Origin of the sequence: Piscinibacter defluvii, from assembly GCF_004011805.1 — a bacterium.
Lineage (GTDB): Bacteria > Pseudomonadota > Gammaproteobacteria > Burkholderiales > Burkholderiaceae_C > Piscinibacter > Piscinibacter defluvii.
In genome coordinates, this window is record NZ_RCHJ01000013.1 from 88,879 (window position 1) to 110,664 (window position 21,786).

General features: G+C 73.1%; 21 protein-coding genes. 6 read left to right on the plus strand and 15 right to left on the minus strand.

Features of this window, described 5'->3' with window-relative positions:
- Nucleotides 1-49: 49 nt before the first annotated feature.
- Together D9C15_RS19885 and D9C15_RS19890 are read left to right on the plus strand one after the other, a co-directional pair.
- Nucleotides 50-418, plus strand: coding sequence for an ArsR/SmtB family transcription factor (locus D9C15_RS19885; RefSeq protein WP_128000210.1), 369 nt, complete (start codon nt 50-52; stop codon nt 416-418).
- Nucleotides 390-875 carry an SRPBCC family protein gene (locus tag D9C15_RS19890; protein ID WP_240668481.1) on the plus strand — a complete coding sequence of 162 codons (486 nt, stop codon included), beginning with the start codon at nt 390-392 and terminating at the stop codon, nt 873-875. Before D9C15_RS19885 ends, D9C15_RS19890 begins: the two co-directional genes overlap by 29 nt.
- Here D9C15_RS19890 and D9C15_RS19895 read toward each other — a convergent pair whose 3' ends face one another.
- Both D9C15_RS19895 and D9C15_RS19900 read right to left on the minus strand, forming a co-directional pair.
- Entirely contained in the window at nt 876-3,005 is a 2,130-nt protein-coding gene (locus D9C15_RS19895; protein ID WP_128000212.1) for an acetyl-CoA hydrolase/transferase C-terminal domain-containing protein, read from the minus strand.
- A 71-nt stretch (nt 3,006-3,076) separates the two neighbouring features.
- The gene (locus D9C15_RS19900) at nt 3,077-4,096 is read right to left on the minus strand and encodes a lipocalin-like domain-containing protein (protein ID WP_240668482.1); all 1,020 of its coding nucleotides are present in this window, start codon (nt 4,094-4,096) and stop codon (nt 3,077-3,079) included.
- Nucleotides 4,097-4,217: 121 nt separating this feature from the next.
- On the opposite strand from D9C15_RS19900, the gene D9C15_RS19905 reads away from it, so the two are divergent.
- Nucleotides 4,218-5,135 (plus strand): glycerophosphodiester phosphodiesterase, encoded by a 918-nt coding sequence (locus D9C15_RS19905; protein ID WP_128000214.1) that lies wholly within the window; start codon nt 4,218-4,220, stop codon nt 5,133-5,135.
- Here D9C15_RS19905 and D9C15_RS19910 read toward each other — a convergent pair.
- The 6 genes from D9C15_RS19910 to D9C15_RS19935 all read right to left on the minus strand — a co-directional run bounded on the left by D9C15_RS19910 (nt 5,119) and on the right by D9C15_RS19935 (nt 12,634).
- Nucleotides 5,119-7,581, minus strand: a complete 2,463-nt coding sequence (locus D9C15_RS19910) for an ABC transporter permease (RefSeq protein WP_128000402.1) — start codon at nt 7,579-7,581, stop codon at nt 5,119-5,121. The genes D9C15_RS19905 and D9C15_RS19910 overlap by 17 nt on opposite strands.
- A 91-nt stretch (nt 7,582-7,672) precedes the next feature.
- A complete protein-coding gene (locus tag D9C15_RS19915; RefSeq protein WP_164886792.1) occupies nt 7,673-8,722 on the minus strand; it encodes an AraC family transcriptional regulator in 1,050 nt (349 codons plus the stop codon).
- Nucleotides 8,723-8,968: 246 nt separating this feature from the next.
- Nucleotides 8,969-9,739, minus strand: coding sequence for an oxygen-binding di-iron domain-containing protein (locus D9C15_RS19920; RefSeq protein ID WP_128000216.1), 771 nt, complete (start codon nt 9,737-9,739; stop codon nt 8,969-8,971).
- A gap of 63 nt (nt 9,740-9,802) precedes the next feature.
- Nucleotides 9,803-10,465 carry an ABC transporter ATP-binding protein gene (locus D9C15_RS19925; protein WP_128000217.1) on the minus strand — a complete coding sequence of 221 codons (663 nt, stop codon included), beginning with the start codon at nt 10,463-10,465 and terminating at the stop codon, nt 9,803-9,805.
- Nucleotides 10,458-11,396 (minus strand): tRNA (adenosine(37)-N6)-dimethylallyltransferase MiaA, encoded by a 939-nt coding sequence (gene miaA, locus D9C15_RS19930; protein ID WP_128000218.1) that lies wholly within the window; start codon nt 11,394-11,396, stop codon nt 10,458-10,460. Before miaA ends, D9C15_RS19925 begins: the two co-directional genes overlap by 8 nt.
- A complete protein-coding gene (locus tag D9C15_RS19935; RefSeq protein ID WP_128000219.1) occupies nt 11,393-12,634 on the minus strand; it encodes a multidrug effflux MFS transporter in 1,242 nt (413 codons plus the stop codon). Before D9C15_RS19935 ends, miaA begins: the two co-directional genes overlap by 4 nt.
- A gap of 99 nt (nt 12,635-12,733) precedes the next feature.
- On the opposite strand from D9C15_RS19935, the gene D9C15_RS19940 reads away from it, so the two are divergent.
- Both D9C15_RS19940 and D9C15_RS19945 read left to right on the plus strand, forming a co-directional pair.
- Entirely contained in the window at nt 12,734-13,135 is a 402-nt protein-coding gene (locus D9C15_RS19940; protein WP_128000220.1) for a PA2779 family protein, read from the plus strand.
- Between the two features lie 7 nt (nt 13,136-13,142).
- Nucleotides 13,143-14,078, plus strand: coding sequence for a PA2778 family cysteine peptidase (locus tag D9C15_RS19945; RefSeq protein ID WP_128000221.1), 936 nt, complete (start codon nt 13,143-13,145; stop codon nt 14,076-14,078).
- 7 nt (nt 14,079-14,085) lie between these two features.
- On the opposite strand, the gene D9C15_RS19950 is transcribed toward D9C15_RS19945, so the two are convergent.
- The 5 genes from D9C15_RS19950 to D9C15_RS19970 are packed head-to-tail and all read right to left on the minus strand — an operon-like array spanning nt 14,086 to nt 19,023.
- Entirely contained in the window at nt 14,086-15,354 is a 1,269-nt protein-coding gene (locus tag D9C15_RS19950) for an MFS transporter (RefSeq protein WP_128000222.1), read from the minus strand.
- Nucleotides 15,351-16,370 carry an ATP-binding cassette domain-containing protein gene (locus D9C15_RS19955; RefSeq protein ID WP_128000223.1) on the minus strand — a complete coding sequence of 340 codons (1,020 nt, stop codon included), beginning with the start codon at nt 16,368-16,370 and terminating at the stop codon, nt 15,351-15,353. Before D9C15_RS19955 ends, D9C15_RS19950 begins: the two co-directional genes overlap by 4 nt.
- Before the next feature lie 12 nt (nt 16,371-16,382).
- On the minus strand, nt 16,383-17,249 hold the full coding sequence (locus D9C15_RS19960; protein ID WP_240668483.1) for an ABC transporter permease: 867 nt from the start codon (nt 17,247-17,249) through the stop codon (nt 16,383-16,385).
- A complete protein-coding gene (locus D9C15_RS19965) occupies nt 17,246-18,244 on the minus strand; it encodes an ABC transporter substrate-binding protein (RefSeq protein ID WP_128000224.1) in 999 nt (332 codons plus the stop codon). Before D9C15_RS19965 ends, D9C15_RS19960 begins: the two co-directional genes overlap by 4 nt.
- Before the next feature lie 2 nt (nt 18,245-18,246).
- On the minus strand, nt 18,247-19,023 hold the full coding sequence (locus tag D9C15_RS19970) for a class I SAM-dependent DNA methyltransferase (protein WP_205854852.1): 777 nt from the start codon (nt 19,021-19,023) through the stop codon (nt 18,247-18,249).
- A gap of 200 nt (nt 19,024-19,223) precedes the next feature.
- Between D9C15_RS19970 and D9C15_RS19975 the strand changes: the two genes are divergently transcribed.
- The gene (locus D9C15_RS19975) at nt 19,224-20,132 is read left to right on the plus strand and encodes a mechanosensitive ion channel family protein (RefSeq protein ID WP_128000225.1); all 909 of its coding nucleotides are present in this window, start codon (nt 19,224-19,226) and stop codon (nt 20,130-20,132) included.
- Here the strand turns inward: D9C15_RS19975 and D9C15_RS19980 are convergent.
- The gene (locus D9C15_RS19980; protein WP_128000226.1) at nt 20,129-20,653 is read right to left on the minus strand and encodes a MarR family winged helix-turn-helix transcriptional regulator; all 525 of its coding nucleotides are present in this window, start codon (nt 20,651-20,653) and stop codon (nt 20,129-20,131) included. The two genes, D9C15_RS19975 and D9C15_RS19980, sit on opposite strands and share 4 nt — an antisense overlap.
- Nucleotides 20,654-20,699: 46 nt before the next feature.
- Nucleotides 20,700-21,779 carry a cupin-like domain-containing protein gene (locus D9C15_RS19985; RefSeq protein WP_128000227.1) on the minus strand — a complete coding sequence of 360 codons (1,080 nt, stop codon included), beginning with the start codon at nt 21,777-21,779 and terminating at the stop codon, nt 20,700-20,702.
- Nucleotides 21,780-21,786 lie beyond the last annotated feature (7 nt).

Here is a 21,786-nt window from a genome sequence, read left to right on the forward strand (position 1 = left end):
CTTGCCGGGACCGGCGGCGTCGCATACAGTTAGCCGAATGGCTAACAAAATGGCCAACCAAGTGGCCCAGCTCACCGACGTGTTCTGCGCGCTCGCCGACCCGACCCGGCGCGCCATCGTCGGCGCGCTCGGCCGCGGGCCGCAGACGGTGTCGGCACTCGCCGCACCGTTCGAGATGGCGCTGCCCTCGTTCATGAAGCACCTGTCGGTGCTCGAGCGCAGCGGCGTGGTGCGCTCGCACAAGACGGGGCGGGTGCGCACCTGCGAGCTGGTGCCGCGCACCCTGACCCAGGCCGAGCGCTGGCTCGCGCAGCAGCGCACCGTGTGGGAGGCGCGCACCGAGCGCATGGCGCGATTCGTCGAAACCCTGCATGAACAGGAGCAGCCAGTTGACCCCGTCCGACACCCCCGCCGCTGAGCGGCACGACCTCCTCATCGACCGCCTCGTCAAGGCGCCGCGTGCCAGTCTCTGGCGCGCCTGGACGGACCCGACGCTGCTGAAGCAGTGGTGGTGCCCGAAACCCTGGACCACCGAGGTGCGCGCCTTCGAGCTGCGGCCGGGCGGTGCCTTCCACACCTTCATGCGCGGCCCCGACGGCGGGCAGAGCGACAACCCCGGCTGCTTCCTCGAGATCGTGCCGCAGCAGCGGCTCGTGTTCACCTCGATGCTGACCGGCGGCTGGCGCCCGGCCACGCCGTGGATGGGGTTCACCGCCGTCATCACGCTGGACGACGCGGTCGGCGGCACGCGCTACGTCGCGCGCGTGATGCACCCGGACCCGGCCACGCGCGAGCGGCACGAGCAGCTCGGCTTCTTCGAGGGCTGGAACACCTGCATCACGCAGCTCGACGAGTTCGCGCAGGGCCTCGCCTGATCACAGGTTGTTGGCGAACAGGCGTCGCACGAACAGGTCCTTGAAGCTGTGCGCGTCGGCCAGGCCGAGGCGCTCGAGGTAGGGCAGCGGCGCCTCCTTGCCCTCCCACAGGCTCTTCAGGATCAGGGTCACCATCTCGGCCGGGTGCTGGCTGGCGTGCTTGAGCTTCTTGAGCGCGCGCACGATCTTCAGCTCGTCGTCGGTCAGGTCGGTGCCGAACGGGAAGTCGGGCAGCAGCCCGGCCTGCACCCAGGGCTCGAGCTTGTCCTCGAGCGCCTGCGGCAGGTTGTGGCGGTAGCGCTCGGGCAGCTCGTAGCCCGCCTCCAGCTTGCCGTGCGCCTTGGCCTGGCGCACGAGCTCGTCCTGGAAGCGCGAGTCGGCGATCGCGATCAGGCGCTTGATCACCTCGCCGTCGGACTGGCCGCGCAGGTCGGCCACGCCGTACTCGGTGACGACGATGTCGCGCAGGTGGCGCGGGATGGTCACATGGCCGTAGTTCCAGACGATGCTGCTGGTCAGGCCGTCCTTGTTGTCGTGCGTGGCACGCAGCATCATCAGCAGCCGCGCATCGGGCAGCGCGTGCGCCATCGCCACGAAGTTGTACTGCCCGCCCACGCCGCTGACCACCTGGCCGGTCTCCAGCGCGTCGCTGCAGGCGGCGCCGAGCAGCGTGACGATCATCGTCGTGTTCATGAAGCGTGCCTTGCGCCGCTGCACACGCTTCAGCGCGCCCTGCGTGCCGTCCTCGGAGTAGAGCTGGTTGATGAAGTCGATGCGGGTCATGTCGATCTTCGCCAGCTCCTGCGGGGGCATGGTGCGCAGGCGCTCGTAGAAGTCGCGCGGGCCGAGGAAGAAGCCGCCGGTCATGAAGATGCCGTGCGCGAGCCGGCCGCCGAGCATCGTCTCGCCGATGCGCGCCAGGTTCTCCGGGTCGACCATGTCGTTGCGCAGCCGCTTGCCGTCGATCGCCAGCTGGCCCTCCTCCAGCGTCACCTCGGGGCGCAGGATGCCCCAGTGCTGCAGCCAGCGCAGGTCGTCGGGCACCAGCGGCGAGCGGATGCGGCCGTGGCGCAGCAGCACGGAGAGCGTGGCCGGCGTGACGACCTCGTCGATCTCGCCGTCGTTGACGAGCTGCTGCAGCAGCACGTCGGCGAACACCTCGCGGCGGATGATGCCGGCCTCGATCAGCTTCAGGAAGCCGTTGACGAACATCTCCGAGCAGCCGTACAGGCCCTGGTCGAAGCGGCCCAGCTCGCGCCCCGCGGTGCCGTCCGGGCAGAGCGACTCGAGGATGGCGCGGAACGCGTCGCCCTGCCGGTCGCGCACGATCAGCGCCTGGGCGATCGCGTCGCCCAGCGAGCCGATGCCGATCTGCAGCGTGCCGCCATCGGCCACCAGGCTCGCCGCGTGCAGGCCGATCGCGTAGTCGGCCAGGCTGACCTTGTTGTTCGGCGGCGCGAACACCGCATGCGTGCCGGCCGGGTCGGTGATCACCAGGTCGAAGAACGCCGGCCCGACCTCGGCGCCGTTGGGCATGAAGGGCATCTTCCGGTTCACCACGCCGACGGTCAGCAGCGGCTGGCCGGCCGCGCGCAGCTTCTCCACCACCTCGAAGGTGACCTCCGGGTTGCTCGACAGCGACAGCCGCATCGCCTCGCCCTCGCCGCGTGCGGCCACCGCCTGGGCGATCACGTTCATGCCCTGCACCGCCATGTCGCGCGCGACGAAGGTGTAGTTCGTCGAGATGTAGTTCTGCTGCGCGGCCGGGTTGCCGAGGTAGTCGCCGGTCTTCATGAAGAACTCGCGCACCTCGACGTTGGGCGGCAGCGCACCGGCGCGCAGGTCCTTCACGTACAGCAGGTCGGGGTAGTCCTCGAACACACGCTCGACCAGGGGCCCGAGGAAATGCTGCTCGAGCTCGCTCTTGCCGACCGGCTTCTCGAGCGACAGCGCGGTGACGATGCGCAGCCGCCGCGCCGGGTTGGCCTTGATGCGGCGGTACAGCGCATTGACGAAGGGGTTGGGCTTGCCGATGGCCAGCGGGATGCCGAGCACGATGTCGCCGGACACGGTGTCCAGCACATGGTCGACGGCGGCTTCGATCGAATCGATGAACAGCGGCAAGGTCACGGTTGTCTCCTGGGTCTTTGGTGCCGATGGTGCGCCCGCGCGGCCCGGCCCGGATTGACCACGAGCAAGCGCTACATGCGAAGCCGCTCGGCCCGGCCGGTCATCTCGAGGTAACCCAGGCCGATGCGCCGGCCGGCCTCGTCGAGCACCTCCGACAGGCCCTCCCAGTAGATCGCGCCGGTGCTGTCGCGACTGTCGAGTTCCTGCGGGTCGAGCAGGGCACGCACGACGAAGACGCCGGCCGGCGTGGCCAGGCGCCACTGCACCGGGTAGGTGGCGCGCGAGGCCGGGCTCGTCCAGCGCCGCAGCGGCTCGAAGCGCAGCTCGTCCGGGCCGAAGCGGCGCAGCGTGCCGTCGGCGCGGCGCAGCGTGCCGCCGGCCCAGTAGGCGCTGTCGTCCGGACGCCGGATGCGGAAGGCCATCAGCGCGCTGCCGTCGGCGAGGTTCAGCCCGACCCAGTCCCAGCCCTGGGCCTCGGCGGCGAGGTACTCGTCGCTCCACTCGTGGTCCAGCCAGGCGCGGCCCTGCACGGGCTGCGGCCGGCCCTGGCGCGTCAGCGTGCCGCTCACGGCGAGCTGCGGCTGGCTGTAGTAGTGGCTCGCCTGCTCCGGGCGCGGGCCCTTGCGCGACAGCCCGGCCTCGCCCTGCAGCAGCAGCGGCTGGGTGGCCGCCAGCTCGAGCGCGAAGGCGAAGCCGCCGGCATCGCTCGCCAGTTCGGCCCGGTAGCGGCTCGCGTCGACCGGGCCGGCGCGCTCGAAGCGCCAGTGGCGCAGCGCAATGCGGGTGTCATGCTCGTCGGCCCGCTCGCCGAAGGCGGCGCGGGCGATGCGCTGGTCGTGCAGCAGCCGGCCCGCGGCCAGGTCGGTCAGTGCCGCATGGGCGAACAGCAGCTGGCGCGCAGCGAAGCGGCTCGGGTGCTCCGCCGCCACCTCGGTGCGGGCGCGGAAGAAGGTCACCTGGAAGCCGTAGGCCGGCTCGGAGCGCCCCGGCGCGGCCAGCCAGCCGGTGGCGTACCACCACTCGGTGCGCTGCGCCGGGTGCGCGCCGTGGTCGCGCGGGAACTCGAGCCGGCGCGGCCCGACCGGCTGCATGCGCGCCGGCAGCGGCCACGCGAAAAGGGGGCATGCCAGAATCGTCCGGCGAGGCAGGGCGCGCGGGTGCATGCGATGCATTGTGGGCCGGCTGCGCAGCCCCCATGAGACAAGGCCGACGATGCCCTCACGCCTGCCCGAACTCGGCCCCGCGCCGCTGCTGATCGGCCACCGCGGCGCGCGTGCCTTCGCGCCCGAGAACACGCTGCCGGCGATCGAACGCGCCGCCGAGTTCGGCTGTGCGATGGTCGAGATCGACGTGCACCTGAGCCGCGACGGCGTGCCGGTGGTCCACCACGACGACACGCTGCGGCGCTGCACCGACGTGGCCGAACGCTTCCCCGATCGGGCCGACGCCTGGCTGTCGGATTTCACGCTCGCCGAGCTGCAGTCGCTGGACGCCGGCAGCTGGTACCTGCGCGAGCTCGCGCTGCCGGCGGCGCAGCGCCAGCCCTTCCTGCGTACGCTGTCGGACGAGGAGCAGGCGCTGCATCTGAGCCCCGGGCACCACGCGGCCTTCGGCGGCGGCCGGGTCCGTATTCCGACCCTGAGCGAGGTGCTCGATGCGGCCCGGTCGCTCGGCCTCGGTGTCAATGTCGAGATCAAGTCGATCCCGCGCATGTACCCGGGCATCGCGGCACGCGTGCTGCAGGACATCGACCGCAGCGGCCTGCGCGAACGCGTGATCGTGTCCTCGTTCGACCACGAGCAGCTGGTCGCGCTGCGCGCGCTGGACGCCTCGCTCGCGCTCGGCGTGCTGGTGGCCGAGCGGCTGGCGCAGCCCGAGCGTTACCTCGCGCTGCTGGATGCCGACGCGTACCACCCGGGCTGCAGCGGCGAGAGCGATTCGCTCGGCTTCCATTCGGTGGCCGGCACGCTGGAGACCCGCGGCCTCGACGCGGTGCGTGCCAGCGGCCGCGGCGTGTTCGTCTGGACCTGCAACGATCCGGCCCAGATGCGCACGCTGGCCGAGGCCGGCGTGAGCGGCATCATCACCGACTACCCGAACCGCTTCCCGCTCGTCACCAGTCGTCCTTGACGGCCAGCACGGCGCTGCGCGAGGCGGCGGCGCGGCCGGCCCACCAGGCGGTCAGCGTGCCGGCAGCGAACATCGCGCCGCACAGCGCCGCCAGGCGCCCGGCGGGCAGCAGCAGCTCCATGGTCCAGTGGAAGCTCTGCGGGTTCACCACGTGCACCAGCACCGCCGCCACGGCGATGCCCAGCAGCAGCCCGAGCGCCACGCCGGTGGCGCTCCACACCGCGCCTTCGCCGGCCACCACGGCGAGCACCTGGCCGCGGGTCAGCCCGAGGTGCGCGAGCAGGCCGAACTCGCGCCGCCGTGCCAGCACCTGGGCCGAGAAGCTGGCGGCGATGCCGGCCAGGCCGATCGCGATGGCCACCGCCTGCAGCCAGTAGGTGACGGCGAAGCTGCGGTCGAAGATGCGCAGCGAGAGCGCGCGGATCTCGCCCGGCGCCGAGAACTCGAGCGGCGTCTGCGCTCCCGCCAGCGTGCGGATCGCCGCCTGCACGGCTGGCGCGTCGGCGCCGGGCGCGAGCCACAGCGCCAGGTCGTTCACGCGCCGGTCGCCGGTGAGTCGCTGCCAGTCGGGCGTGTCGATCGCCAGCGCGCCGTGCTGTCGGGCGTAGTCGCGCCACACGCCGCGCACGAAGGTCGGCACGCGCCGGCCGTCGGGCAGCGGCAGCTCCAGCGTCTGCCCGGCACGCAGGCCGTAGAGCTGGGCCAGCGGCTCGCTGGCATACACCGCCAGCTGGCCGGCCGGCGCCGGCAGCAGGCCGCCGAGCATCGGCAGGCGCTGCTCGGGCGCGCCCAGCGGGCGCGCCAGCACCAGCACGTCGGGCCGGCGCGGGTCGAGCTGCACGCCGACCGTGCGCTGGCCCTCGACACGCGCCACGCCGGGCAGCCGTGCCACCGCGTCAAGCAGCGCCGGCTCGATGAACACCGTGTCGACCACCGACAAGGTGGTCGCGCTGCGCGCGTACAGGTCGGCCGGCAGCACCTGCTCGAGCCAGCGGTCGACCGCGTCGCGGAAGCTCGCCACCATCACCGTCAACGCCACCGCGAGCGCCAGGCTCGCCACCACGCCGGCCACCGCGATCGTCGCGCTGCGGCGCAGGTGGCGGGCACGCTCCACCGCCAGCAGCCAGAGCGGCCGCCGGGTCGGCGCGATGCCGCCCAGCAGCAGCCCGACGCCGGCCGGCACGCAGGCGATGCCGCCGAGCAGCAGGCAGGCCACCGCCAGGTAGGCCGCCAGGGGGATGCCGCCCCAGGGCGGCAGCAGGCTCAGCCCTGCGCCGAGGGCCAGCAGCGCCGGGCCGGCCCAGGCATGGCGGCCACCGCTGTCGCGTTCGCCCAGGCCCTTGAGCACGCGCGCCGGCGCGAGGCGCTGCGCCTGCCGGGCCGGCAGCCAGCCGCCGGCCACGGCCACCGCCAGGCCGAGGGCGCCGTACAGCGCCGCGGCGCCGAGGCCGAACTGCAGGCGCGGCTGCACGCCGGGGAAGTAGGCCCCGCCCAGGTCGCCGGCCAGCAGGCGCAGCGCGAGCTGGGCCAGCGCGGTGCCGAGTGCCAGCCCGAGCAGGCTGCCCGCCAGCCCGAGCAGCGCCGACTCGGCCAGCACCAGCACCAGGCGCTCGCGTGCGCCGAGGCCGAGCACGCCCAGCAGCGCGAGCTGCGGTGCGCGCCGGGCGATCGACAGCGACAGGATCGAGAACACCAGGAAGGCACCGGTGAACAGCGCCACCAGCGACAGCACGCTCAGGTTGACGCGGTAGGCGCGCGACAGGTTGGAGACGCGCTGCGCCGATTCGTCCGGCGCGGCGGCGCGCAGCGCGGGCGGCAGCGCGAGCTCCTGCAGCACGCGCGCGCGGTCGGCGCCGGGCACCAGGCGCACGTCGATGCGGCTGAGCCGGCCGAGCCAGCCGAAGCCGGCCTGCGCGCCGGCGATGTCCATCACCGCCAGCGGCGGGCCGTCGACCAGCACCTGGCCGCGCGGCGTCAGCAGCACCTGCTGCGCGCCGTGCCGCAGGCGCAGCGGTGCGTGCTCGCCGAGCTTCTGCGCCGCGGCCGGGTTGAGGTAGACGGCCGTGGGGTCGACCAGCGCGAGCCGGTCCTCGCCCTCGCGCGGGCGCGGCATCAGCGCCGGCGTCAGCGGCGCGGCCACCAGCGCGTCCAGGCCGATCACGCGCAGCGCGACGGGCGGGCCGTCTGCGGCCAGCGCCTGGGTGCTGAGCTCGACCACCGGGCTGGCCAGCGCCACCTGCGGATGCGCGGCCACCCGCTCGAGCAGCGCCTCGTCGAAGCCGTCGCGCTGCGCACGCAGCTCGAAGTCGGGCTGGCCGTTGACCTGGCGCACCGCGCCGCTGAACTCGTCGAGCGCGGACTGGTTGATCAGGTGCACCGAGAAGGCAAGTGCGACGCCGAGCGCGACCGCCAGCACCACCACGGCATGGCGCATCGGCTCGTGCATCACCTGGCGCCACGAGACGTGGCGCAGCAGCGAGCGCAGGGGCGAGGTCACCGGCGCATTGTGGCGCCGGCGCCCAAGGCGATGCCCGGGCTCAGCCCTCGCCGCGCCGCACCTGCGTCGGCGTGCGCCCGGTCCAGCGCTTGATGGCGCGGCGCAGGCTGCGCGTGTCGGTGAAGCCGGACTGCTCGGCCACCTCCACCAGCGAGCGCTCGGACTCGGCCAGCAGCGCGACGGCGCGGCGCATGCGCTCGTTGTCCAGCAGCGCCGCGTAGCTCAGGCCCGACTGCTGCAGGCGCCGGCGCAGCGTGCGTTCGCTCAGGTTGACCGACTGCGCGATGGACTTGACCGGCGGCGGCCGACGCAGGTCGGCACGCAGCGCGCGCACGATCGCCTCCTCGAGTTCGGAGGCGGCACGCTCGCCGCGCTGGCGCTGCGCCAGCAGTTGCCGGCACAGCTGCGCCGTGAGCAGGTCGGCGCTGGCGATCGGCTGCGGCGCGGCGGGGAAGACGATCCGGTTCTGCCCCTGACCGAACTGCACCGGGCAGCGGAAGTACTCCTCCAGCGCCGCGGCCGCCGGCGGTGCGGCGCAGCCGAAGCCGACCGACAGCGGCGCGAAGTTCGGCCCGGCGACGAAGCGGCTCAGCCGCACCAGCGCGGCGAAGGCGTTCTCCACCAGCACGGCGGAGACGTCCGGGTCCGGGAAGCGCGGTTCGGCGATCAGCTCGATCCCGCCCTCGCCATCGCTGCGATGCAGCGAGACGAAGTGGTCGGTCGAGCGCAGGTACTCGGTCGCCAGATCGAGCATGTCGACCGTGTCGGCACTGGCCATCAGCCCGATCAGGCCCAGGCCCCAGGACGCGAGGCTGGAGGCCCGCGCCAGCAGCAGCCCGAGCTGCTGCTGCGGCAGCAGCAGCGTGGCGCGGCGGATCAGGCGCGAGGTCTGCGCATACGAGACGCGGAACTCGAACGCGGTGAGGTCCTCGAGTCCGAAGCCGAGGCCGCGGACCAGCGCGGCGGCGTCCATGTCGCGTCGGGTGAACTCGCCGACCAGCTGGCGCACGAGGATCGGTTCGGCGTCGGCGATGGTGGCACGGTGGCTGCGCCGCAGCGCGGCCGGGTCGGGTTGGGTTTCGATGTCCACGATGGGTTCGGCGACGCTGAGAGAGATCCCACCGCCGACTGCCGTCCGGTTCGTCCGCTCGCCACCCAACCGGCGACGCGTGCCCCGGCCTTTCAATGCGGTGGCGGCTTGTTTCGGGGCACGACGATACGACGCAGCAGGCCGCTCTCGCGCCATCACCCTTCACGTTGGCCGGATGGGGACCCCATGAGTGTCCGATGCAGTCCCTCGCTGTCGCGGGCGTATCGGGGTTCGCCCCGACCTGGTCTAGGCCGGCACCGCGTAATCGCGTTCGTTCAGCAGGTCCACGCCGCAGGGCAGGCCCTCGACCCAGTCGATGAATTCGGCCACCGCACGCCCCTTCAGCGGCGCGCCGTGCTGCGGCACGATCATCGCGATGTCCAGCGTGCGCACCATGCGCGCCCACAGGCGCAGCACCTTGTTCGACACCATGTAGCGGCGGTGGAACGCCTCCATCTTGGGCAACTGCGCGGCCAGCGAACCGACCGGCTGCTGGGCCTCCAGCCCGCCCGTCATCGAGGCGCCGAGATCGCCCGAGAACAAGATGCGGCTGACCGGGTCGTAGAACTGAAAGTTGCCTTCCGAATGCATGAAATGCGCTGGCAATGCGATGAGTTCGCTTCGGCCGATATAAATGCGCTGCCCCGCGTCCGGGATGCCGACGATGCGCCCGGCCGTCTTGCCGGCCTTGCAGAAGTGCGGCACGAAGCGCTCCCAGATGCGCGAGATGTAGAGCTTCGCGCTGCTGGTGGCGGTCATCCAGCGGTCCAGCCCCGCGATGATGTCCGGGTCGGCGTGCGAGGCGAGGATCGCGCTGAGCTGCGCCGGCGCGAAGTGCCGCGTCATCGCGAGGTAGAGCTCGCCATAGGCGAGGTTGCCGCCCGGGTCGATCAGTGCACCGGTGTCGCCATCGACGATCAGGAACTGGTTCGACTGCACCACGTCGCCGCCCTCCTGGCAGAGGTCGGTGAACATCAGGCACTGGTGCCCGTCACGGTTGTAGAGCGGGATCGGCATGTGAGCTCCTGACGCGAAGCGCCGGACTGTAGGCAGCCCTCAGTCGCTGCCGGTTGCGGCGCGTCAAGGGCGCAGGTCGGGGCGCGCGACCAGGCCGTTGCGGCGCAACTCCATCACACGGTCGGCCCGTGCGGCGGCCGCCAGCGAGTGCGTCACCAGCAGGCAGGCCGTGCGGTGTTCGCGCACGCGCTGCGCGAGCAGTTCCAGCACGCGCTCCGCATTGCCGGGGTCGAGGTTGCCGGTCGGCTCGTCGGCCAGGATCAGTTTGGGGCGATGCACCAGCGCACGGGCGATCGCCACGCGCTGCAGCTGGCCGCCCGACAGCGTCTCGGGCAGGCGCGTGCCCAGCCCGGCCAGGCCGACCTCGGCGAGCATGGTCTCGACCTGCGCGTCGTCGGGGCACTGCAGCAGCAACAGGGGCAGCGCGACGTTCTGCGCCACGCTCAGGTGCGGCAGCACGTGGAAGGCCTGGAACACGAAGCCCAGTTCGGCACGCCGGCGCAGGGCGTGGCGCGCTTCGGGCAGGCCGAGCATGGGCTCGCCGTCGAGCCGCACCGTGCCGGCATCGAGCGTATCGAGCGCGGCGATGCCGTTGAGCAGCGTCGACTTGCCGACGCCCGACTCGCCGACCACCGCGACGAACTCGCCGGCGGCGAGGTCGAGGTCCACGCCCTCGAACACCGGCACGCCGGCGTAGCGCTTGGCCAGACCGCGCAGCTCAAGCATGGGTCAGGGCCTCCGCGTGGCGCCGGGCTGCATCCACCACGCGTGCGATCGCATCGGGCGCATCGGCGGCGACGGTCTCGCGCTGCGGCATGGCGCGCAGCCAGGTGAGCTGGCGCTTGGCGAGCTGGCGCGTCGCGGCGCGGCCGCGTTCGGGCAGCGCGGCCAGGTTGTCCGCCTCGAGCGCCTCCCAGGCCTGGCGGTAGCCGACGCAGCGCATCGACGGCAGGCCGGGGTGCAGGTCGCCGCGCGCGCGCAGCGCGGCCACCTCGTCGACCAGGCCGGCGCGCAGCATCGTGTCGAAGCGCTGCCCGATGCGCTCGTGCAGCCAGGCGCGCGAGCCAGGCTCGAGCGAGAGCAGCGGCGGCAGCGGATGCGCCGGGCGCGTACCGCGCTGGAACGCCGAGATCGGCCGGCCGGTCTGGCGGAACACCTCCAGCGCGCGCTGGATGCGCTGCGCGTCGGTGGGCGGCAGGCGCGCCGCCGTGGCCGGGTCGACGCGCGCCAGTTCGGCGTGCAACGCCGGCCAGCCGCGTTCGGCGGCTTGCGCGTCGAGCGCGGCGCGCACGGCCGGATCGGCCGCGGGCATCACATCCAGTCCGTCGAACAGTGCCTTGAAGTAGAGCATGGTGCCGCCCACCAGCAGCGGCAGGCGGCCGCGCGCACGGATCCCCTCGACCAGCGCCTGCGCCTCGGCGACGAAGCGCGCGGCGGAATAGGCCTCGGCCGGATCGAGGATGTCGATCAGGTGGTGCGGCACCTGCGCGCGTTCGGCCGCGCTGGGCTTGGCGGTGCCGATGTCCATGCCGCGGTAGACCAGCGCCGAGTCGACGCTGACGATCTCCACCGGCAGCACCTGCGCGATGGCCAGCGCGGCGGCGGTCTTGCCGGCAGCCGTCGGCCCGGCCAGGCAAAGGCAGCCCGGGCGCCTCATGCCGGCCGCGCGGCCAGGTGTTCGGCCACCGGGTCGCCGTGGCGCTGCACCAGCGTCCAGGCAATGCCGGTGACCAGCAGCGCGCAGGCCGCCAGGCCCAGGGCCATCGGGAACACCGTGCCGTTCATCGTCGCGCCCAGGATCTGGCCGACGCCGAAGGCCACCAGCATCATCCAGAAGCCCGACAGCGAGGCCGCGGTGCCGGCCTTGTCGGGGAAGGGGCCGACCGCGCCGGCCTGGCCGCAGGGCTGGTGCACGCCATGGCCGATCATGAACAGCCACGAGGGCAGCAGCACCGCCCACACCGTGTGCACCCCGGCCAGCGCGAAGCCGGCCATCGCCACGCCGCCGGCCAGGCTGAACAGCGCGCCGCGCCGCACCGCGCCGCGCAGCCCGTGGCGTGCCAGCAGGCGGCGGCACCAGAAGGTGCCGGCCAGGTAGGTGGCCGACTGGCTGAGCATGATCGCGCCGTAGGCCACGCGCGAGGTGCCCAGCACCTCGATGTAGACGAAGGACGAGCCGGCCAGCAGGAAGAACAGCCCGCCGTAGGCGAAGCCCGACAGCAGCGTCCAGGCGCGGAAGCTCGGGTGGGCCGCCACCACGGCCCAGTTGCGCAGCAGCGCCCAGGGCCGGGTGGCGAGCGGGTTGCGCTGCGGCACGGTCTCCTCGTAGCGCCAGGCCACCAGCGCCAGCGAGGCGGCGCCGAAGGCAGCGACCACGGCCAGCGTGGCATGCCAGTCGAAGGCCTGCACCACGAAGCCGCCGACCAGCGGGCTGGCCATCGCGATCACGCCCAGGCCGCTGAGCGCCTTGGACATCACGCGCGCGCCTTCCTGCGGCGCGTACAGGTCGCGCACGATCGAGCGGCCGCAGGTCACTGCCGCGGCCATCGCCGCGCCCTGCAGCGCACGCGCGGCGATCAGCGCCTCGATGCTGCGCGAGAGCGCGCAGCCGACGCTGGCGAGCGTGAACAGCGCCAGGCCGGCGAGCAGCACCGGGCGGCGGCCGAAGCGGTCGGCCAGCGGGCCGCACACCAGCTGCGCGAGGCCGAAGCAGATGATCAGCACCGACAGCGTCAGCTGCGTTGCGCCGATCGAGGCGCCGAGTTCGCGCTGCAGCGTCGGCAGCGCGGGCAGGTAGAGGTCGGTGGCGATGGGCTGAATGCCCAGCAGCAGCGTGAGCAGCAGCACCACGACGGCCGGGGTCATGCCCTGGCGTGCCGGAGCGGGAGACGACATGCTGCGAGCGTAGCAGGGCCGCGCGGTTGCAATCGGTGACGGCCGTGCACCGCGGATGAGTACGATCCGCGCACCGCTTCCCACCGTCGCGAGGACCCCATGAAGAACAGCATCCGTTGGACCACCCGCATCGTCGCCGCCAGCCTCAGCTTCGCCGGCTTCGTGCACAGCGCGCAGGCCACGTTGGTGGGCACCGAGCAGGTGGCCGCGGCCGAGGGCGTGCTGAGCGCCGCCGCACAGCGCGAGCGCGTCAGCCAGCTGCTGAACCGCGCCGACGTGGCCGCCGCGCTGCAGGAGCGTGGGGTCGACCTGGCGCAGGCGCAGGCCCGCATCGCCGCGCTGACCGATGCCGAGGTCGAGCACCTGGCGCACACGCTGGACACCGCGCCGGCCGGTGCCTCCGACGTGCTGGGCACGATCGTGTTCATCTTCCTGCTGCTGCTGATCACCGACATCCTCGGCTTCACCAAGGTCTTCCCCTTCACCCGCTCGATCCGCTGACGCGCCGATGCGCCGCCGCGCGCTGCTGGCCGGCGCGGCACTGTCCGGGCTGGGCGGCTGCGCCGCCGTGCAGACCGATGCCCTGACGCAGGCGCCGCCGGCCGGGCTGGCGCCGCGCGTCGAGCTGACGGCCACGCCGTTCTTCGCGCAGACCGCCTACCACTGCGGCCCGGCTGCGCTGGCCACGGTGCTGGCGGCGCTCGGCCTGCCGGCCGATCCGGCGCTGCTGGGCGAACAGGTGTTCCTGCCCGCGCGCGCCGGCACCTTGCAGATCGAGATGATCGCCGGCGCGCGGCGCCAGGGCGCGGTGGCCACCCGGCTGCCCGGCACGCTGGAGGCGCTGCTGCGCGAACTGCAGGCCGGCCATGCGCCGGTGGTGCTGCTCAACCTCGGGCTCGGCTGGGCGCCGGTCTGGCACTACGCCGTGCCGGTGGGCTACGACCTCGCGCGCGGCGAGATGCTGCTGCGCTCGGGCAGGACCGAGCGCGCCGTGTTCTCGCTCTCGGTCTTCGAGCGCACCTGGGTGCGTGCCGGCGCCTGGGCCTTCGTCGCGACGCGCCCGGGCGACTGGCCGAGCACCGCCACCGAGGACGCCGTCGTCGAGGCCGCGGTCGGCGTCGAGCGCAGCGCGGCGCCGGCCGTGGCGGTGCCGGTCTACCGCAGCGCGCTGGCTCGCCACCCGGGGCGCCTGAGCCTGCAGATCGGCCTGGGCAACGCGCTGCACGCGGCCGGCGACCGGGCCGCCGCCGCGGCCGCATTCGAGGCCGCCGCGCAGGCCCATCCAGACAGCGCCCCGGCCTGGCTGAACCTCGCCAGCACCTTGTCCGAGCTGGGCCGGCCGAGCGAGGCCCTGGCCGCGGCCCGCGAGGCCGAGCGGCGCGCCGCCGGCGGCCCGTGGGCACGGGCGGCGGCGGACCTGCTCGCACGGCTGCAGTCGCCCTAGCCCCGGCTCAGGTCCGCTCGTCCGGAAAGCGGGAGATGCGCGGGTCCAGGTGCAGTGCGGCCGGGCCCACGTCGCCCATCGGCACGAAGCCGGTCTTGTCTTGCGCCGGCACTGCGGGCGCGGCGCGCATGCGCTGCAGCGTGTAGGCTGCCAGCAGCGCCGCGACGCCAGCGAAGTAGAGCAGCAGGCTGCCGGGCCCGAGCGCGGCCATCAGCGCGCCGGCCAGCGTCGGCCCGAGCGCTGCGCCGGCGCCGTGCACCAGCAGCAGCCCGCCGCTGGTCTCGAGGGCACGCGCCGGCTCGACCAGGTCGTTGACATGCGCTGCCGAGAGTCCGTACAGCGCGAACAGCAGCGCCCCGATCGCAAATCCGAGCGGCACCAGCGCTGACGGCCACAGGCGAACCAGCACGAAGCCCGCGCCTGCCAGCAGCGCTATGCCGACGGCCGACGCGAGCAGCACGACACGGCGGTCGTGGCGGTCCGACCACTGGCCGATCGGCCACTGGAACAAGGCGCCGCCGAGGATCGCCGAGGCCATGAACCCGGCCGCGGCCGCGTCGCCGTAGCCCAGGCGCTGCACGAACACCGCACCGAGGCCGTACAGCGCGCCGGCCAGGGCGCCCGAGCCGAACGCACCGGCCAGCCCCAGCGGCGACAGCCGGTACAGCGCGCGCAGCCCGAGCCGAGGCGCGGGCAGCGGCTCGGGCTCGACCACCGGCGTCAGCGTGAGCGGCAGCAGCGCGAAGGACAGCAGCACCGACACCAGGGCGAAGGGCACGAAGCCGAGCCGGTCGCCCACCAGCAGCAGGCCCTGGCCGAGCGCCATCGCCAGCCCGCTGACGGCCAGGTAGAGCGAGAACACGCGGCCGCGCTGGGCCGGCGCTGCCAGCACGTTGAGCCAGCTCTCGACCACGATGTACAGGCCGACCAGGCAGACCCCGGTGAGGCCGCGCAGCAGCGCCCACCAGGCCGGCGCCACCCACAGCACGTGCAGGATCGGCATGGTCGAGGCGAGCGAGGCGAGTGCCGCGAAGGCACGCACATGGCCGACGCGGCGGATCAGCAGCGGGCAGATTCGCGTGCCGAGCACGAAGCCGGCGAAGTAGGCCGAGGTCACCAGCCCGGTCACGACGGTCGGGAAACCCTCCAGGCCGGCACGCAGGCCGAGCGTCGAGAACAGCAGGCCGACCCCGACCACCAGCAGCGCCACGCCGCCGAGCAGCGCGGCCAGCGGCACGCGCAGGCCCTGCAGCGAGGCGGTGTCGGTGCGGCTCACTCGGGCGGCACGAGCAGGGCGCGCACTTCGTCGAGCGCCACCTGGCCGACCACGGCGCCGCCGCGGCGCACCGCCAGCGGTGCCTGGCGCCCGACCAGGCGCGGCAGCACCTGCTCGAGCGTCGCGTCGGCGTCGACCGCGCGCTCGGGCGCCGGGGCCGGCTGGCCGGCCGGCCAGGGCGCGAGCGCGCTGTCGACACGCAGCGCGCGTGCCCGGTTGACGTCGGCCACGAAGGCGGCCACGTGCGCGTCGGTGGGCTGCAGCAGCAGCTCGCGCGGCGTGCCGACCTGCAGCACCGCGCCATCGCGCAGGATCGCCACCCGGCTGCCGATGCGCAGCGCCTCGTCCAGGTCGTGCGTGATGAAGACGATGGTGCGGCCGAGTTCGGCCTGCAGCGACAGCAGCTCGCCCTGCAGCTGCGAGCGGATCAGCGGGTCGAGGGCCGAGAAGGCCTCGTCCATCAGGATGATGTCGGTGTCGCTGCACAGCGCACGCGCGAGGCCGACGCGCTGCTGCATGCCGCCGGACAGTTGCGCCGGCCGATGCGCCTCCCAGCCCTGCAGGCCGACCCGCTCGATCCAGTGCCGCGCCCGCGCCTCGCGCTCGCGCGCCGCGACGCCGCGCAGCTCCAGGCCGAAGGCGACGTTGTCGAGCACGCTGCGGTGGGCCAGCAGGCCGAAGCGCTGGAACACCATCGCCAGGCGCTGGCGGCGCAGCGCGTTCAGGCGGCGCGAGGGCAGCACGGTGAGCTCGTCCTCGCCGATCCAGACCTGGCCGGCCGTGGGCCGCTGCAGCCCGTTGAGGTGGCGCACCAGCGTCGACTTGCCCGAGCCGGACAGGCCCATGATCACGAAGATCTCGCCGGGCTGGATGTCCAGCGAGACGCTCTGCAGCGCCAGCACATGGCCGTGCGCGAGCAGCGCCGCCTTGTCCAGGCCCTGGCGCCACAGCGCCAGGCCGGCCTGCGGACGCGGCCCGAACAGCGTCGTGAGCCCGCGGACCTCGATCAGCGCCACCGGTACACCTTCTCAGGGCTGCAGGCGGCGCCCGGCGGCCTGCAGCAGCCGGTCGAGCACGATGGCCAGGATCACGATCACCAGCCCGCCGACCAGGCCGGTGCCCGGGTCGTTGCGCTGCAGGCCCACCAGGACCGTCTCGCCGACGCCACGTGCGCCGATCATCGAGGCGATCACCACCATCGCCAGCGCCATCATCGTGCACTGGTTGACGCCCTGCAGGATGGACGGCAGCGACAGCGGGATCTGCACCTTGGCGAGCAGCTGCCAGCGGGTCGCACCGAAGGCGCGTGCCGCCTCGACCGCCTCGCCGCCGACCTGGCGCAGGCCGAGGTCGGTCAGCCGCACCAGCGGCGGCAGCGCGTACACCACCGTGGCCAGGATGGCCGGCACCTTGCCCAGGCCGAACAGCATCGCCGCCGGGATCAGGTAGACGAAGCTCGGGATGGTCTGCATCAGGTCGAGCAACGGTGCCAGCGCGCGCCGCACCCAGCGCGAGCGGCCGCTGGCGATGCCCAGCGGCAGGCCCAGCAGCAGGCAGATCGCCACCGACACCAGCACCAGCGCAAGCGACTGCATCGCCTGCTCCCACTGGCCGAGCGCACCGACCAGCCACAGCCCGCCCGCACCGATCAGCGCCACGGTCCACTGCCGGCTGGCGGCCAGCGCGAGCCCGGCCACCAGGACGATGAGCAGCCAGGGATGCACCGCACGCAGGGCCTGCTCGAACGTGACCAGCAGGGCGAGCAGGCCGTCGGCCGCGGCCTCGAGCCGGTCGCCGTGGTGCAGCACCAGCGCATCGACCGCGGCGTTGGCGCCGTCGCGCACGACCGGCTGCCAGTCCGGGAAGAGCGCGGCAGTGGCGGGCGGGTCCGTCACAGCGCGCTCTTCACCCGCGCCGCCACGTCGGCCGGCACCCAGGCCGTCCAGACCTCCGGGTGCGTGCGCAGGAAGTGGCGCGCCGCGTCGTCGACGCTGCCGCGGGTGCGCTGCAGGTAGGCCAGCGCCTCGGAGACGAGTGCGGCGCTGGTGCGGTAGCGTGCCAGGAAGGCGGCCAGCGACGGGGCGCGCTCGGCGAAGGCCCTGTTTGCCCCGACCAGCACCTCGACCACCGGGTAGGCGGTCGCGTCGCGTGCCTGGGCCGGGTCCTTCAGCGCCATCAGCGCGTCCCAGCGCGCCGGGTCGTACGCGGGCTCCTCGAGCATCACCACCTCACGGCCGATCTGGCCGAGCAGCCAGGTCGGGCCCCAGTAGTAGAAGAGCACCGGGCGGTGCCGTTTCAGTGCCGACAGGATCGCCGCGTCGAGCGCCGCGCCGGTGCCCGGGCGGACGTTGGTGAAGTCGCGGTCCAGGCCGTAGGCATGCAGCTTCTTGGTGTTGGTCAGCTCGCACTGCCAGCCGGCGATGCAGTTCAGGAAGCGGCCCTTGCCCGGCTCCTCCGGGTCGCGGAACAGGGCCTTGTAGCGCGGCAGGTCGCGCACCGAGCGCAGTCCCGGCGCGGCCGCCTTCGGGCCTTCGACGAGGTAGCGCGGCACGAACCAGCCCTGCGTCGCATCCGGGAAGTTGACGCCGAGTTCGACCAGCTTGCCCTCGGCCACGCCCCGGGTCCAGCTCGGCGGCGTGTTGGACTTCCAGACCTCCATCATCACGTGGATGTCGCCACGTGCCATGCCGTTGTGCAGCGGGATGGTCGAGCCGGGCACCAGGTCGACCCGGCAGCCGTAGCCGTCGCGCACGATGCGCTGCGCGACGGCGGTGTGGAAGGCGTTCGAATCCCAGTCCAGCCCGGCGAACACGACCGGATGCTCCACCTCGCAGGCGGCGGTGCGCAGCGCGGCGAGCGCCAGCCCCGCGGCGACGAGCAACCGGCGCATGCTCAATCGTGCCCGAGGCTGCTCATCACGCCGGCCGGGATGTCGGCATGCTTGCGTCCGACCAGCACGTAGTAGAAGAGCGCACGGCCGTCGATCGAGATGCGGTGGCGGTAGCGCTCCAGGTGGTGCACCTCCAGCGTGTCGCTGACCAGCAGGTGCTTGACCAGCATCGAGAAGCCGGTGCGGTCGCCTTCCTGCAGGAAGGTCTCCTTGATGTTGAACACCACCCAGCCGTCGTTGCGGATCAGGTTGAACGCGTTGGCGAAGGCGCGCACCGGGATGTCGCCGAAGCCCAGCGCCGCGATGCAGGTGAGCAGGTCGAGCTGCCAGCTCTTCATCTCGCCGGCCAGCGGCTCCTGCAGCCGGCTCATGTCGGTCACGTAGTAGGCGTCGTAGGCGTCGGGCCGGTCGCGCTCGCAGGCCTGGCGCGCGCTCTCGGAGATGTCCACGCCGATCACGCGCGCCGCATCCAGCAGCTCGCCGACCATGCCGTTGCCCGCGCCGAGGTCGAGCACGCGCAGCTCGCTGAGCTCGATGCGGTTCTCCTGCAGCACCTTGGCGAGCAGGTCGCGCGCCTTGCGCGGCGAGGCGCAGCGCAGGCGCTGGTAGAAGAGCTGCTCGTACAGGCCCGGGCGATCGTAGATCGCGTCGTAGTCGTGGAAGCGCAGGCGCAGTTCGCGCCCGTCCTCCTTGAGCAGGAAGTAGGCCTCGTCCTGCGCGAGCGCACCGGGCTCGGAGATCGGGAAGCTGATGTTGTGGACCTGTCTGACCATGGCCATGGCGACTCCTCAGTGTGGACGCTCCCGGGGCGGGAGCAGGGGCACCCGAAGGTGGGCGAAGCCAGACGCCACCCCGACGCAGCGGGGCCGGCGCATCGGAGTCGGACGGGGGCCGCGAAGGTGCCCCGACGCCGATGTGGATTTGTCCAAATATAACATCGGCGACATACCCTTCCGGAAATCACCCCACGACGACTGCCATGAACGACCTGCTGCAGCGCCTCGCCGATCTCGACTGGTCCCGCTGGGGCGCGCCTGCCGCGGCGGGGCTGCGCATCGTCGGCATCGTGCTCGGCGCGTGGCTGGCCATCGTGCTGCTGCAGCGCCTCGTGCGCCTGGTGCGCGTGCGTGTGGCCGAGCGCCTCGGCGGCGCCGACACGGCGCGCCGCGCCGAGACGCTGGGACGCGTGGTGCGTTACCTGGTCGCGCTGGTGGTCGGCGCGATCGCGTTCATGCTGGTGATGGCCGAACTCGGCGTCACGCTGGCGCCCATCCTCGGCGCCGCCGGCGTGGTGGGCCTGGCGATCGGCTTCGGCGCGCAGAGCCTGGTGAAGGACTACTTCACCGGCTTCTTCCTTCTGCTCGAGGACCAGATCCGCACCGGCGACGTGGTGACGGTGGCGGAGCTGACCGGCGTCGTCGAGGACATCACGCTGCGCCATGTGCGGCTGCGCGACTACCACGGCAATGTGCATTTCGTGCCCAACGGCCTGATCAGCACCGTCACGAACATGGGCCGCGACTTCGCGCAGGCGGTGGTGGACGTGGGCGTGGCCTACCGCGAGGACGTCGATCAGGTGATCGCCGAGATGAAGGCGGTCGGCGCGGCGCTGCGTGCAGACCCGCAGCTGGGACCGGCCATCCTGTCCGAGCTCGAGGTCGCCGGTGTCGAGCGCTGGGACGACTCCGCGGTCGTGCTGCGCTGCCGCTTCCGGGTGGCGCCGCTGCAGCAGTGGGGCGTGCGCCGTGAGTACCTGCGCCGGCTCAAGGCGGCCTTCGATGCGGCCGGCATCGAGATCCCGTTCCCGCACCTCACCGTGTACGCCGGGGCCGACCGCAGCGGCCAGGCGCCGCCGCTGCCGCTGCGGGTGGTGCGTTCGCGCCCCTAGCGGCCCAGCGGGATGTTGGGCGAGCGCCGGTCGACGTCCAGCACGGCGATCAGCGCGGCGAGGTCCTCGTCCAGGCGTGCCAGCGTGGCGGCGTCGAGCCGTCCCAGCGCCTGCGGCAGCACGCCGGCGAACGGGCCCGGCGCGCGGCGCAGCACCGCCCGTCCGGCCGGCAGCAGCTGCAGCTGCACCGCGCGGCGGTCGATGCCGTCACGCATAGTGGCGACGAGACCCCGCTCGACCAGCGTGCGCACCAGGTTGCTGGCAGTGGACTGGTGCACGTCCATCGAGCGCGCCAGGTCGCCGATGCCGATGCCCGGATGGGCCCGCACCACGCTCAGCGCCCAGAGCTGCGCCCCGCCGACGCCGGCGAGCTTCTCGACCTGCTGGAAGTGCGTCTTGACCGCGTTGAAGACGATGCGGAAGCGGCGCAGCACCCGTGCGGCGGGTTCGCCGATCTCGCTGCTGGCCAGCGCCCCGGCCGCTCGGACGGTGGCGCCGCCGGGGGGCTTCCTGGAAGGCATGCGCGGATCATACGGGCGCCGCCCGCGCAGCCTGCGCGGCGCGCCTTCAGGTCCAGTTCGTGATCTCGGGGTTGGTGTAGAGGTAGTGGTTCGGCAGCGCCAGGTTGGAGTACGAGAAGGACAGGCTCACGTCGAGCGAGGCCACCTGGTGCCACCAGCCCAGCGGCAGGAACACCGTCTCGCCGGGCTCGGCCACCACCTCCAGCACCTTCACGCCGGCGAAGTCGGGAAAGCGCTGCAGGTCGGGCCGGTCGATGTCGATCGGGCTGAACACGTTGTTGTAGTTGTAGAGCTTCGGCCACTCCAGCGGCGAGATGAAGCGCCAGCGCTTGCGCCCGACGATCTGGGTGTGGAACAGCATGATCGTGTCGTGGTGCAGCGGCGTCACCGTGCCGCCCGGGCCGAACCAGAACGAGGAGCGCGCGGCGAGCTGGCCGCGGTCGCACACCGACGGCAGCGGGCCGATGTCGGCCAGCAGCGGCGCGAACTCGGGCCGGCGCAGCACCTCGTTGTTGGCGGTCAGGTAGTAGTCGTTGGTGCTGCCGCCGGCCAGCACCTGGTCGACGAAGTCGGAGAGGCGCACCTGGCGCTTCAGCGCGAGCTTGTTCTCCTCGTAGCGCGGGTCGGCGTTGCGTTCGGCCTGGATCTCCACCTGGTGCATGCCGAAGCGCGCCTTCAGGTCGGCCGGCGACCAGCGCTGCAGCGCCGGCCAGTCGCGCGCCACGTCGGTCAGCACCACCGGCCGGCAGCCGACCACGTAGCGCTCGAGGAACTCGTCGCGCGTGGGCATGCGGCGCTTCTCGACGTGGGTGTAGCCGGGCGCCAGTTCCCAGATCTTCTGCAGGTTGCCGACCACCGACTCGAGCTTGCGCAGCAGCTGCTGGTGGCGCCGCGCGGCCAGGAACACCGGGTCGCGCTCGAGCTCGCGGATCGCCGCCAGCGCCAGGGCCGGATCGTGGCCGGCCGCGGCCATGGTCTGCGCCATCGACTCGGGCGTGCAGTTGCGCAGCCGGTTCTCGGCCATCCACTGGATCCAGCCGTCGTCGATCGATGCGGCCGCCGCCGGCGCCTGCGGCGCGGCCTGCGGCAGCGGCGCGGCGCGGGTCACGGTTGAAGGGAGGGTCATCGCGGAC